At 46.0% G+C, this 12,671-nt stretch carries 12 protein-coding genes; 4 read left to right on the top strand and 8 right to left on the bottom strand.

Annotated elements, in window-relative coordinates:
- Positions 1-151: 151 nt before the first annotated feature.
- The 4 genes from KUA49_RS06690 to KUA49_RS06675 all read left to right on the top strand — a co-directional run bounded on the left by KUA49_RS06690 (position 152) and on the right by KUA49_RS06675 (position 3,522).
- Positions 152-610 carry a type I restriction enzyme HsdR N-terminal domain-containing protein gene (locus tag KUA49_RS06690; RefSeq protein ID WP_218413519.1) on the top strand — a complete coding sequence of 153 codons (459 nt, stop codon included), beginning with the start codon at positions 152-154 and terminating at the stop codon, positions 608-610.
- Between the two features lie 249 nt (positions 611-859).
- Positions 860-2,113, top strand: a complete 1,254-nt coding sequence (locus tag KUA49_RS06685; protein ID WP_301331617.1) for a nucleotide sugar dehydrogenase — start codon at positions 860-862, stop codon at positions 2,111-2,113.
- 74 nt (positions 2,114-2,187) lie between these two features.
- Positions 2,188-2,655 carry a MaoC family dehydratase gene (locus KUA49_RS06680; protein ID WP_203051207.1) on the top strand — a complete coding sequence of 156 codons (468 nt, stop codon included), beginning with the start codon at positions 2,188-2,190 and terminating at the stop codon, positions 2,653-2,655.
- Positions 2,656-2,661: 6 nt separating this feature from the next.
- A complete protein-coding gene (locus KUA49_RS06675) occupies positions 2,662-3,522 on the top strand; it encodes a DnaJ domain-containing protein (RefSeq protein WP_218413520.1) in 861 nt (286 codons plus the stop codon).
- 120 nt (positions 3,523-3,642) lie between these two features.
- Here KUA49_RS06675 and KUA49_RS06670 read toward each other — a convergent pair whose 3' ends face one another.
- The 8 genes from KUA49_RS06670 to KUA49_RS06635 all read right to left on the bottom strand — a co-directional run bounded on the left by KUA49_RS06670 (position 3,643) and on the right by KUA49_RS06635 (position 12,550).
- Positions 3,643-4,203 (bottom strand): DUF5675 family protein, encoded by a 561-nt coding sequence (locus KUA49_RS06670; RefSeq protein WP_218413521.1) that lies wholly within the window; start codon positions 4,201-4,203, stop codon positions 3,643-3,645.
- Positions 4,204-4,239: 36 nt separating this feature from the next.
- Positions 4,240-6,960 carry a hypothetical protein gene (locus tag KUA49_RS06665; RefSeq protein ID WP_256624937.1) on the bottom strand — a complete coding sequence of 907 codons (2,721 nt, stop codon included), beginning with the start codon at positions 6,958-6,960 and terminating at the stop codon, positions 4,240-4,242.
- A complete protein-coding gene (locus tag KUA49_RS06660) occupies positions 6,942-7,403 on the bottom strand; it encodes a hypothetical protein (protein ID WP_256624938.1) in 462 nt (153 codons plus the stop codon). Before KUA49_RS06660 ends, KUA49_RS06665 begins: the two co-directional genes overlap by 19 nt.
- A 43-nt stretch (positions 7,404-7,446) precedes the next feature.
- On the bottom strand, positions 7,447-7,980 hold the full coding sequence (locus KUA49_RS06655; RefSeq protein ID WP_218413522.1) for a spore coat protein: 534 nt from the start codon (positions 7,978-7,980) through the stop codon (positions 7,447-7,449).
- A gap of 171 nt (positions 7,981-8,151) precedes the next feature.
- A complete protein-coding gene (locus tag KUA49_RS06650) occupies positions 8,152-8,604 on the bottom strand; it encodes a hypothetical protein (RefSeq protein ID WP_218413523.1) in 453 nt (150 codons plus the stop codon).
- Positions 8,605-8,776: 172 nt separating this feature from the next.
- A complete protein-coding gene (locus KUA49_RS06645) occupies positions 8,777-10,312 on the bottom strand; it encodes an ISL3 family transposase (protein ID WP_318331687.1) in 1,536 nt (511 codons plus the stop codon).
- Between the two features lie 348 nt (positions 10,313-10,660).
- Positions 10,661-11,656, bottom strand: a complete 996-nt coding sequence (locus KUA49_RS06640) for a hypothetical protein (RefSeq protein WP_218412658.1) — start codon at positions 11,654-11,656, stop codon at positions 10,661-10,663.
- Between the two features lie 435 nt (positions 11,657-12,091).
- Positions 12,092-12,550: a transposase gene (locus KUA49_RS06635; protein ID WP_118313496.1), complete on the bottom strand. Its 459-nt coding sequence runs from the start codon at positions 12,548-12,550 to the stop codon at positions 12,092-12,094.
- Positions 12,551-12,671: the final 121 nt, after the last annotated feature.

The raw sequence follows: 12,671 nt of genomic DNA, 5'->3' as shown, positions 1-12,671 counted from the left end.
GTATCTTTGCAATGTTATTCAGATGCAGCCCCGGAGTCAGCCCATGAGTTTGCCCATGGCATGCCCCAGGAGGCCTGCATTTCCACCTGCAAAGGTACAAAAATAAATCGAACTATATATATAATAAGGTAGAGAAATTTAAAAAAGAGATATGATTCGCTTAAACTTGCCAACTTTCGACATCAAGGTTTCGGGCACCCGACAGCAGCCCAGAATCCTGGATGTGCTGCGCAGAAAATACGTGGCGCTCACTCCCGAGGAGTGGGTGCGCCAGCATTTCGTTCACTTCCTCATAGAGCACAAGGGCTATCCTGCCGGACTGCTTGCCAACGAGATTCAACTCAAAAGCGGCGACAAGGTGCTGCGTGCCGACAGCGTGCTCTATAGCCGCGACCTGAGCCCCCGGATGATCATCGAGTACAAGGCACCCCACATCCCCATCACTCAGAAGGTGTTCGACCAGATATCGGTATACAATCTTCTGCTCCACGTAGACTTCCTGGTGGTGAGCAACGGGCTGGAGCATTACATCTGCAAGATGGACTATGAAGGTAAAAAATATGTATTCCTTGAAGACATCCCCGAATACTCCGATTTATTGACAATATAAGAAAAATGGGCAGCAGGGCATCCCCTCCGTTTCCATCCCATTTTTCCATCATTATCGCCAAAACACCCCATTTATCCCCCTTCAAAATTCGCATATTTCCGGGCAACTGTACGGCTGCTCAGAAATACGCAAATTTTGGAGGGGCTTTTTTGCTGCAAATACAGTTATTTTTTAATAAAAATCAGCCCTACATTTTGTTTTCTACCTATTTATTATTATCTTTGCAGAAATTTTAAATTCAAAAAAGTAATGGCAACAGACAATATGAAAATAGCCGTAGCCGGAACAGGCTATGTAGGACTCAGCATCGCTACGTTGCTAAGCCAGCACCACCAGGTAGTGGCTGTGGATGTGGTTCCGGAAAAAGTGGAACTCATCAACAACAGAAAGTCACCTATCCAGGACGACTATATAGAGAAGTACCTGACAGAAAAGGAACTCAACCTCAAGGCTACCACCGATGGAGCAGAAGCCTACAGGGACGCCGACTACGTGGTAATCGCCACACCTACTAACTACGACCCCGTGAGAAACTACTTCGACACATCACACGTAGAAGAGGTGATAGAACTCGTAAAAGAGGTGAATCCCGATGCCATCATGGTTATCAAGAGCACCATACCAGTGGGCTACACCGAGAACATCCGCAAGAAGATGAACTGCGACAACATCATCTTCGCACCCGAATTCCTCCGCGAAAGCAAGGCCCTCTACGACAACCTCTACCCTAGCCGCATCATCGTGGGAAGACCCGAGGGCGACGAACGCCTCGACAAGGCAGCCCACATCTTCGCAGCCCTGCTGCAGGAGGGAGCCATCAAGGAGAACATCGACACCCTCTTCATGGGACTCACCGAGGCTGAGGCAGTGAAGCTCTTCGCCAACACCTACCTCGCCCTGAGAGTAAGCTACTTCAACGAGCTGGATACATACGCCGAAATGAAGGGACTCGACACCAAGGCTATCATCGACGGCGTGGGACTCGACCCGAGAATCGGCACCTTCTACAACAACCCATCCTTCGGCTATGGCGGCTACTGCCTGCCAAAGGATACCAAGCAGCTGCTCGCCAACTATGCCGACGTGCCTGAGAACCTGATCCAGGCCATCGTGGAGAGCAACCGCACCCGCAAGGATTTCATCGCCGACCGAGTGCTCAACATGGCTGGCTACTACGACTACGCCAACCAGAACAACTACAACGAGGCAGAAGAGAAGCCTTGCACCATCGGCGTTTACCGCCTCACGATGAAGAGCAACAGCGACAACTTCCGCCAGAGCAGCATCCAGGGCGTGATGAAGCGCATCAAGGCAAAGGGTGCCCAGGTGATTATCTACGAGCCGACGCTGAAGAACGGAAGCACCTTCTTCGGAAGTCTCGTGGTGAACAACCTGGAGGATTTCAAGCGCCAGAGCCATGCCATCATCGCCAACCGCTACGACAAGTGCCTGGACGATGTGAAGGAGAAGGTATACACCCGCGACATCTTCAGAAGAGACTGATTTGAGTTAATAGTTTATAGTTTATAGTTAAAAGCAGAAGACTGAAAATAACAAATTATTAAAATAGATAAAAAATGGCAAAGTTAGTTATCAATTCCTATGAGGAATTTGCTTCTCACCTGGGTGAGAAATTAGGAGAGTCAGAATGGTTGCAGATCGACCAGGATCGTATCAACAAGTTTGCAGACGCTACCCTCGACCCACAGTGGATCCACGTAGACGTAGAGCGCGCCAAGGTAGAAAGCCCTTACCACAGCACCATCGCCCACGGCTACCTCACCCTCTCGGTGTTGCCTTACCTCTGGCAGCAGATCATCGAGGTGAACAACATCAAGATGCTCGTTAACTACGGCATGGACGAGATGCGCTTCGGCCAGCCGGTAATCACCGGTTCACGCGTTCGCCTCGTGGCAACACTCCATGAGATTCAGAACCTGCGCGGCATCTGCAAGACCAGCATCAAGTTTACCATCGAGATTGAAGGCCAGCGCAAGCCAGCCCTTTCTGGCATCGCCCAGTTCCTCTATTATTTCGAGAACTAAACCGACATGGCGGCAGGAAAATGGATAGGAGGTTTCCTCGGTTTCATCACCGGCGGACCTCTTGGCGCCCTTGCCGGCTTTGCCCTGGGCTCACTCTTCGACCACGGCATGGACGAGGTGAACAAGCCGGGCAATGGCGGGGGCGAGGGCAATGAATACTCCAACGCCTACGAAGCCTACAGCGGCTACGGAAGAAGCCAGCAGGGCTACGGCCAGCAGCATGCCTACGAGGGCCAGCGCAACAGCTTCATGTTCTCGCTTCTGGTATTGTCTTCGTATATCATTGCCGTGGATGGCAAGATTATGCATTCTGAGATGGAGCTGGTGCGCCGGTTCCTGCTCCAGAACTTCGGCGAATCGGCCAAGAAGCAGGGCGAGGAGATACTTCTCAAGCTCTTTGAGCAGCAGAAGCGCATGGGCATGCAGCAATATCGCAGCGTGATACACGACAGCTGCCATCAGATTCGTGCCAACATGATGTACGAGCAGCGCCTGCAGCTGCTCAACTTCCTGGTGATGATAGCCCAGGCCGACAACGTGGTTTCTCCAGAAGAGGTTCAGGCCCTGAAGGAGATAGCCATCCACATGGGTCTGGAGCCATCGGATGTAGACCAGATGCTGGGCATGCATGGCGACAGCAGTTCATCGGCATCATCCGACACATCGCTTGATGATGCCTACCGCATTCTGGGCATCACGCCCGATGCCTCTAACGACGAGGTGAAGGCTGCCTATCGCAAGATGGCGCTGAAGCATCACCCGGACAAGGTGGCAGCCCTGGGCGAGGATGTGCGCCGTGCCGCAGAGAAGAAGTTCCAGGAAATCAACGATGCCAAGGATAAAATCTACAAGGCAAGGGGGATTTAACCTGGGATTTTTGTCAGCAAGTCAGTAGCCTGTTAAGGGCAAAAAGCATAAAAAACTAGAGGGTGTGTCAAAAGTACATGACACACCCTCTTTTTTATACCAGATGATTCTTCCAGAAATCTAGATGATGGTAATCCAGATGGATTCCTCCTTCTGCTGCGCCTCCTCCATCAGCTTCATCAGTCGGTGAAGCCAGATGCGGGAGTTCACCACCATACCCTTCAGCTTGTTCTCGCCCACCAGGATGCAACCCTGGGTATCGTCGGGATAGTTGCCGGCATGGATACGGATGCCCTCGAAATTCGGCACGCCCTGCAGATAGGGCAGCCACTGCCTGAACCTCGGCGACATCGTGACGAGCACCCGATAGGATCCTTCGGGGATGGCGGTGTGGCCCGGAATCTTTCTCGCCACCTTGCCACTCTCCCTGCCATACTTGCCCTTCTCCTCCTCGGGCTTCAATTCCACACCCTTCAGGTTGCGCCACGTAGGCTCCAGGGTGTCGCAGAAGTAAGCGTCCTTCGACAACTTCTGCAAGTCAAACTGATGAAGAAAACTTCTCTTGTCGCCCGCCTTCTTGCCCGAAAGCGCCTTGCGCTTCACGTCGGCATCGGGCAAGATATAGAGGCGGCCGATGGTATAAGAATTCTTCTTCGCTATACGCTCTAAAACTATTTCCATAAGCATTATGTTTTTATGTGTAATAAACCCAGTAAGCTAACTCAAATCCAGCCCGTCGCGTCTGTACTTAAGCTTCGTAAAACTGTGATAACTGTTATTGTGACTGTCATTGCTGCCACGTCTTATATATTTTCTGTATACCCAGGTAGCCAGCAGATGAGCCGTACCCTCTTTCGGCAGCCCCAAGGCATTACGTGCATCCACCACCTGCTGCTCGGTAAACATATCCGGCAGCGCCTGGAGAAGATTGGAAGGTCCGCGCTTGTTGGAATGCTCACCCCTGTTGGCAGAATTGCGGATATCCTCCTCGAAGAACCGCATCTTGCACCACAAGTCATAACGCTCGCTCCAGCGGACGAAATCCTCAATCTCCTCCTCCCATCTGTAGCCATTTGCCACATAAAGCACACAAGCCTTCAGATAGGCAATCACATTGGCACGGAAGGTGAAATTCTCGTAGATTCTGTTCTGCATAACCTGCGAAAAATCAGCATTCTCCTCACTCAGTTTATCTGCCAAGGCGTATGCTTCCGGGCATTCTATCAACCCCGTGGCAGCACAGAGGTTCTCGATATACGGCTTCAGCTTCTTTCTAAACTGATCGTCGTAGTTGCCATACACAGGAACTCTCTCGCCGATTTCTCTTTCGGGAATCGTACAGAAATTGATTCTGCTCAGCGGTCCGTCGGTCAGCACTTTTGAAAAGTAACGCTGTCCCTTCTCGATGGTGGTGGAAGCATTCCAGTTGAAGCGGATGGTAACACGCTCGGTAACACTCTGAAGTCCGACTCTTGTTTGTCCATAGATATTACCCGGGTCAAAAGCAAGACACATAATTCGGAAGTGCTGATTTCCAATACCCCTCAAGGCATCAAACTGATCTATTTCGTTAAGCGAAGTATAGAGGAAGTGCTCTTTAGCCTCTGCTGTACGCATCACGAAAGCCGGATTAGTCATGTCGGCATCAATCTCTTGAATAATGAGATTGTCTGGACGCTTGCGTTTATCCTTGTTGGATCCCTTGCGCATCATCTCTTCCTTCCACTCCTTTTCACGCTGCAGGTTTTCCATGTCGCGCTTACGGATATCCTCCATAATCATCGAAATCGGCATCTGCACGCAGCTTTTACCAGCACCTGTACCAGCTAACAGACAGCACATTAGGGTAGCTTCATGCTCCACATTATCAATGTATCTGAATCTTGTTTTCCAGAGGTGCGTGGCCAGAGGAGGGAAGATGGCGCAAGCCACGGCAGGCTTGTAGATATCAGGAGACTGGGATACCAGGAGCTCTACGAGCTTGGGAAGTTTCTTGGGCATGGGTGGAGCTGGTGGATATTCATCTTCGCCATCATTACCTTGAGCATTGAGGTTTGAGCTTTTAACTTTAAACTGTAAACTGTCAACTTGCTGAATGGCCTGTTTCTCTGCCGTGGCATTGATGCGGATCACATCACGAGAGAACGGCTTCGAACTGTCACCATATTTTGCATAGAAATCATGAATCAGCTGATGGCAGTCACGCTCCTCGTAATAGCTAGGCATCTTCTTTGCCACCACCTTCATCAGCTCATCCTCTCCCATTACTCTAGAAGCTCCTGCGCTCATAATAGCGAGCAGGGAAGAATGACGGGAACCGATGGTATCGATATCCATTCCCTGCAATCCCGCCGCCTCCTTGAAGAGTTCGAAAGCTATGAGATTCTTCTCACTAGCTTCTTGGATTGCCACTCCGCCAGCATTCTGATTATCTCCAGCAGGGCTGAGATGAGAATCATTAACACGATGGCTATCACCAGGTTGGGCAGGCTGAACAGCAGTGCCAGCATAAACAGCGTTATCGCCGTTAGTGCCCTGAAATCGATTGTATTCACTTTGAACATGGTCATTACTTTGAACTTTGAGATTTGAACTTTGAACTTTATGATTATTATTAACTTTTAACTCTAAATTATTAACTTTCTGAAGGCTATTAACTTTTAACTCTAAATTATTAACTTTCTGAAGGCTATTAACTTTTAACTCTAAACTATTAACTGCGTTAGCCACACCCCTGCCATCAATCGTCAGCCCCCTCTTCAGGAAAGCCTCTCTTCTCAACGAAATCTCCTCTGCGGGCAGCACCCCATACCACTCCTTAGAGCGGTAAATCTCGGAATCCTTATCCGTGATAAAGATGATTCTCTCGGGCGTGATGCAGCTCTTGTCATAGGGAATCCCCGAAGCCTCGCAATACGCACGCTGCGTCTCCTCGATGGTCATCCCCACCGGCATTCGGATATCAATATGCAGCTTCTTTCTGGCCGAATACTCCAGATGCAGCAGCATGCCTTTCCAGATGGTGTCGCTGCAGTTCAGCTCACGAGCCTTCTCCAGCGCCTTCTCCACATACTCCGCATCATCCACATCCACGGTGGTCTGAAACAGGAAACTCTCGGGATCAGCATCGCCCTGCGAACGGTGGTTGTTTCTGAAGCAGGAGTAGTGGATGGCTCTGAAAGGCAACTGCTTCTTCAGTTCCTCCCTAGCCTTCGCCAGCGCCTTCTCATACTTCTCATCCGATGCCTTCGAAGCATCCTGAGCATTCTGAGCATTCACACCAGCTATCGGTTTCTCGCCACGAATCTGCCCTATCACCCCCTTCAACCACGGCTGGGCTATCAGCTGGTCGTACACCGCCAGGGGCTGGGAAGAGTTGATTCTTCCCATGTTGCCCTTGCGTGCAGGGTTCAGCGCCATTACTTGTACTCTTCCCATGCAATGTCCTCCTTAAACTTCTTAACCTTACCTCTCATCTCCAGCACCTCTTTGTAAAGGTACTTCATGATGTCTGCCTTGTTCATCTCCTTCGGGAAGGAGAAGGAGGCAAACACACGCTGCGGCGAAGTTCTCAGGGCGCCATGCGAGGTATGGAAAATCTCCGTATACTTCTTCTCGCCCGTCTGAGCATACGGCTTGAAATCGAGCTGGTCGCCGAAATCACCACCGCTGCACACCAGTCTGCCCGGAATCACCTTCGGATTATCCGAGATAATCTCCGCATCGTTCCATGGCGACTTGCGGATAGCAATTTTACCACTCTCGTCAGTAATAATACTGGCATCCACCTTCTGGGCGTTCAAAAGCGCCTGCTTTGCAGCCTTGGCTGCATCCTTAGCCATTGCAGCCTGAGCTGCAGCGTCAAAACTAGTCTTACTCATAATAAATATATTCAAAAGTTTAGAAAGTATATATATAAAAGTTTTAGAAAGCATGTATTAATCCAAAAAGCTGGTCGTTGATGATGAGCATCCCCGTCACATCCATATAGATGTTGATAGGCTCCAGGATGGTGTTGTCTGAAATCATCACCACGCCTTGTGCCGCATGAGTCATCGACATCACAGGGTCGTTCACACACTTCTTCACATACCCCAGCACCCACTTGGCAGCCAGTTTTTCTGTGGCGCATTCAGCATCCACCATGTCGGCAACCAACTTCTCGTCGCAGAAGTTGAAATTAGCAGCCACGTTCTTCTTTCTGTGTGCGGCTTCCACACCCATGACCTCATCGCTGTAGAAGAGGTTGTGCTGGTTCTTCTTCGCAGGCTTCATCACCACATTGAAGTTTTTCAGTTCTCCCTCTGAGTCGGCAATAACCTCGAAGAGTTGCTGCGCCGTCTTCACGAAGATTTTCTTCACATCGAAGAGGTCGTAGTAAATTCTGTCCTCTTCCACCACCACTCTGAGCTTTCCGTACTGCGGATGCTCAAAAATATAAGGAATCAGTTCTTTCATATCTGATACTTATTTTATATGATTGAGGCTGCGACCATTCGCCAAATTCCATACACCAGAAGTGGTACCAGGTTTCCGGATACAGAAAAGCCCCGCAACCAGCTTTATCAACTGATTGCGGGGCAAAGGTACGGCGAATTTTTGGTTCCTGCTTGGTAGTCGGTTGGTAGGCTACCAACTGGTATTACCCAATACTTCGCTCCAATTTCTTATAATAAAGCTTTGCAGCTTTAGTATCACAATGCTTCTGGTAAGCACTCTCCATTGCACCTTTGTCACAATGCCACAAGTCTGCAAAAGGCTTCCACATGCACTTTCTCTGTACTTTTCCAGACAGAAATGCAACAATTCGCTACGCTCAGTCCACGACTGGTTCTTCAAGGCATAGGATGCCTTCAGGATACCAGCTTCTGCAAGCTTATCCAGCAAGTCCTTCATCTCTTGAAAGTCTAAGGACTTTGGCAATACGGGCTCATCAGTACAAGTTACATTAGTATCTTCACTATCAAGAGAATTCTCCATTTCTCCTACCACATTCTCCAAGGCATAAACCTCGGTCTTTAATCTTTTTATCTGCATTTTCAGGTTTTTGATACCTGTCAAGATTGTTTCCTTGTTGTTCATTATCGAAATTCTATATTAATAAATTCCGACTTTGATGTTTTGTTCCGCATAAGGCCTCACACCGAAATAATACATTTATATCGGGCACCCCCTTCGTAGGAATGCGCTGCAAATATACGACTATTCGGCGAAAGCATTGTTTTAGTTTGGTTCTTCTCAAATTTTGGTACATTTATGTATCTAAGTTTGAGGAGACCTTTATCTGCAAAAGAGAAATCGATGCTCTTCCACCCATAATTCGCTTTGCGGTCTTTATCTTGTTGACCGAACCTTCAAGGATTCCATTGTTCAATTTGCTAGCAATAGAATTATTGATGGCGGAATAGTCCTTAATCAGTCCTTTGGCAAACTTTTCCATTTTCTCATTACCACATCCTATGACCATGTTAATCCATTTGTACAAGTTCATTTTGACCTCTCCGCTCAAAATGCCTTGAAATGTTGTTATATAATAGGCTAAATCGGTAATATGCAAGTCCTGCAGAAACAATCTGACTGTATCAGTCTTGGTTTTCCAGTTGAAGTGAACTATTGAATTCCAAAGGTCATACTCTTCGCTCCTGATAGTTGCCTTTGCAAGAAATGCCTTGTAGGCATCATCGTATGCCTTCCAGTCTTCCTTCCATTTTTCTCTCAGTAGAAAAAGAAGTCTTTTCAGTATTTCTTTCTTCTCTGTAGAATGTAACCCCTTGGTAACCACAGAGTAATCCAATGACTTTTTACAGAGAATCCTGTTTGTAATAGATTCTATGGCTTTGTAAGCCCTTAGTTGCGTTGGGTTGAGCAAGTCCTCATATTTGGTGTTCCTTAGCTTTCCCATCTTAAATCCATCAAACCCTGTTTTGTCATGGATTTCACTCAAAGTCAGTCCTTGCCTTGCATAAAGATCCATGAAAGTGTTCCATTCAGCCATTTTCTTGATTCTTCTTGTATCCTTGCACATCGATTCCAAGACTGCATATATGCTGGTATAAAGCCAACCTCTACTTATTTGTGGCTTAATGGGACCAACTAGACCTTGAGTCAGCAACTCCATTCTCTTATGCAAAAACTCCTGCAGAATCTTTGGAAAGACTGCGCTCGTCAAGTCTTCAATGACATGGAATTTGTCTGTGATAGCATGTGCTGATGGGGCTCCTTGCTTGATAGCCTTAATGAAGCATCGTCCCCTATCACGAGTGATAGTATCGACTTTCTTGTATTGTTTCAAGACATTTGCCACAATCGAAGAATCTCTAGAGTCTATCAGTTCCAAAATCTCGCCTGTGTCATGGTCTACGATAACACTGCCATAGGTATGTCCCTTTCTCTTGGCAAAGTCATCTATGCCTATATTCCTGGCAGTCCTGTCTGGAAGTCTTTGGATCTTTTTCAAATGATTTATGCAAGTATTTGGACAGCAGGTGATTCCCATCTTTCTCATGACCTTGGAGGTCGACACAGATGACATATGTATATGAAGCTGGTTCATCAACTCTATGCATCTTACACTGAATCTTGCATATTTGTTTAGCCACTTCGTCTGTTGCTCTACAAATATATGTTTATCAGACTGGCAGTAAAAACGGCGCATGTAAAGGGTGAGAACAAACCGTTTACACCCTAAAGGACACATCGTGACCGTTCTCTTTTGCCAGCCACGGGTATGAGTGGTTTTCTGGCCACAACGGTCGCAGAAGGCATGGGTAGCCGTACTCACGAGAACCATTTTGAGTTCCGTGGAAGAGAAGTCACAACTTGTGATAAAAAAGCCATCTATGGCAGGAAAAATGTCCATAAGAAGTTTTTCTCCGGCCATAGAAGCATTTATATCGGATTTTATTTGGTTGTTCCTTATCTTTTTTATAATTTTGCATCTGTTAGCGATTGTATCCATTGTAAGTCATATTTTATGATCACTTTAAACTTACATATTTTTGGAGACAATCGCTAATTTTTTATATTAAACTTTCTCAAAAATATTGCTCCTTCATATAAAAATTGGGGCTTTGTACTAAAATTTGAGAAGAACCTTTAGTTTTACTTGCAGAATTTATGGACTTTTCAATAGTATCCTTTAACTGCCTGGAAATGAACGCTTTATTTCATCGATAAAATGCGTAATATCTGCCAATCCCACATTTTTGGCATGAGACAACAGTTGCGCCTCATTTTTTGGGTTTTTATCATTAAACAATTTTTCAAGAATCAACTCAACACTATCACCAATATTTGTGATCTTGTCACCTCTATGATCTACCAGCCAGCCAGCTTTCGCCATACCTTCCAGCACAACAACAATTCCCGTCTTCTTACCATCTTTAATATAAATATTGGAGTGATTGATGCGGGCGTTACGACCGCTCATTTTATGGTCATCTATGATTTTCGAAATGCGTTTTTTCGGGGATAGTCTATTGTATGTTTTTCTCATATAATTCTTAATCTCTGTATTTTGTTGAGAACAGTCCAGGTCACCCACTGCAACAATAAAACGAAAATCATCTCCTGTTAAACCATACTCATTTGGAAAATAAGGATTATACGAGAGAGAGTCAAAAACGGCACAACTAAAATTTTCCGTAAAATAAACATAGCTTAGTACAATATAAATAGTTTCGGTAGCTGCCAGTATTCTGTTCTTGCATAGAATAGAGTTCTTGTCATATTTATCAGATTCATCTTTTCCCCATATCTCTTCATATAAGTTGCAAAGTTGTAAGGGTACCTTTCGCATGCAGAACACAATAGAATCCGAATTCTTTTCTCCCTTTGGTATCATACCTAATATTTTATCAATAAATTTCATGATAAAATAGAAAGCTACTTCAGAACAGTCATCTTCACTCATAGATACAGCATCTATAGATATATACCCGCTTTTGGCAACATTAGCACAACGAAGTACCTTTTCGTAGTACTTGAATATAGGGTTGACCTCAAAATACTCATTATGAATAAAGAAGAGATCCTCCTTGCTCAGTCCCAATCTAAGCTTCTCTTCTACTTCCTCTCCAAATTCCTCCATCAATTTTTCTGCTGATTCTTCGTCGTTCAATTTACTTGCTTTCATAAGTTATTTGTTTTTACGTTAATATTTTATTTGTTAATTCTATATTTTCAGACATAAAAAAGTCCCGTCTCCAACAAGTGAAAACTCGTCAGAGGCGGGACCTTCATTTATCTTTTGAATGCAAAGGTATAACAAAAATCTTAAATCTCCAAATGTTTTTAAGTAAAATATCACCAAAACAGCATTTCTTCTTTTTAAATGTATACCAGCTACTCTCCGTATTTTCTTCCGCCAACACGTTTCAGCAAGCCTTTCTTTGCCGACAAAGATAGGCTATTTTATTGAAATTGACAAATATTTAACTCAAGTTTCGCATGTGGTTCAAGAACGGGCTGAAGGCCCAAAAGCTCCTAGCCCAGGGCATCGCCCTGGGTATAATGGCAGCCAACAAGGCGCCCTGTAAGGGCAAAAGCTTTACAATATCACGCAGCCTGCCTAATCCCGGAATACGAAATTCTCATCATATTCCACATTATATAATTGCAAGAACGCTCTATATTCCTCTGCAAACGAATGCTTTGTGTGATGCTCTTTCTGATTGGCAATGTATTGTAATGTTTTATCCACAACTGATTGGCTGATGGAATAGGCAGCATAACCACCCTGCCATGCGAAAAAATGATAATACGCAGGGTCGAGATTCTTAATCCATCTGCTGCTATTTCGCTTAATCTCCTCCACTATCTGGGAAATCGTGACGTCTTTGGATAAAATGAACAAGACATGAACATGATCTCCTACACCACCTGCCTTTATCTCGGCACATCCCGTAGTCTTAACAAGTTTACCGATATAATTATGAAGTCGCTCCAAATCATTTTCACGGATTTTGGGGCTCGTGGTTTTGATGTGGAAAATCAAATGGATATAAATTTTTGATAATGATTGTGCCATAATTGTAAAGCTTTTGCCCTTTCAGGGCGTTGGTTTATATATCATTAATACCCAGGGCGATGCCCTGGGCTACGAGCTTCTGCCCCTTCAGGGCGTGTGGGGCAAGCCGAAAGGGTGCAGC

Source organism: Segatella copri (assembly GCF_019249655.2).
Lineage (GTDB): Bacteria > Bacteroidota > Bacteroidia > Bacteroidales > Bacteroidaceae > Prevotella.
The sequence above is the reverse complement of the archived record's forward strand: the minus strand, read 5'-3'. Positions and strand labels throughout refer to the sequence as shown.

What these genes read in the sequence shown, in the direction of transcription:
- KUA49_RS06690 (WP_218413519.1), top strand. Translation starts at nt 152, where the DNA reads ATGATTCGCTTAAACTTGCCAACTTTCGACATCAAGGTTTCGGGCACC.
- KUA49_RS06685 (WP_301331617.1), top strand. Translation starts at nt 860, where the DNA reads ATGGCAACAGACAATATGAAAATAGCCGTAGCCGGAACAGGCTATGTA.
- KUA49_RS06680 (WP_203051207.1), top strand. Translation starts at nt 2,188, where the DNA reads ATGGCAAAGTTAGTTATCAATTCCTATGAGGAATTTGCTTCTCACCTG.
- KUA49_RS06675 (WP_218413520.1), top strand. Translation starts at nt 2,662, where the DNA reads ATGGCGGCAGGAAAATGGATAGGAGGTTTCCTCGGTTTCATCACCGGC.
- KUA49_RS06670 (WP_218413521.1), bottom strand. Translation starts at nt 4,203, where the DNA reads ATGGAAATAGTTTTAGAGCGTATAGCGAAGAAGAATTCTTATACCATC.
- KUA49_RS06665 (WP_256624937.1), bottom strand. Translation starts at nt 6,960, where the DNA reads ATGGGAAGAGTACAAGTAATGGCGCTGAACCCTGCACGCAAGGGCAAC.
- KUA49_RS06660 (WP_256624938.1), bottom strand. Translation starts at nt 7,403, where the DNA reads ATGAGTAAGACTAGTTTTGACGCTGCAGCTCAGGCTGCAATGGCTAAG.
- KUA49_RS06655 (WP_218413522.1), bottom strand. Translation starts at nt 7,980, where the DNA reads ATGAAAGAACTGATTCCTTATATTTTTGAGCATCCGCAGTACGGAAAG.
- KUA49_RS06650 (WP_218413523.1), bottom strand. Translation starts at nt 8,604, where the DNA reads ATGAACAACAAGGAAACAATCTTGACAGGTATCAAAAACCTGAAAATG.
- KUA49_RS06645 (WP_318331687.1), bottom strand. Translation starts at nt 10,312, where the DNA reads ATGGTTCTCGTGAGTACGGCTACCCATGCCTTCTGCGACCGTTGTGGC.
- KUA49_RS06640 (WP_218412658.1), bottom strand. Translation starts at nt 11,656, where the DNA reads ATGAAAGCAAGTAAATTGAACGACGAAGAATCAGCAGAAAAATTGATG.
- KUA49_RS06635 (WP_118313496.1), bottom strand. Translation starts at nt 12,550, where the DNA reads ATGGCACAATCATTATCAAAAATTTATATCCATTTGATTTTCCACATC.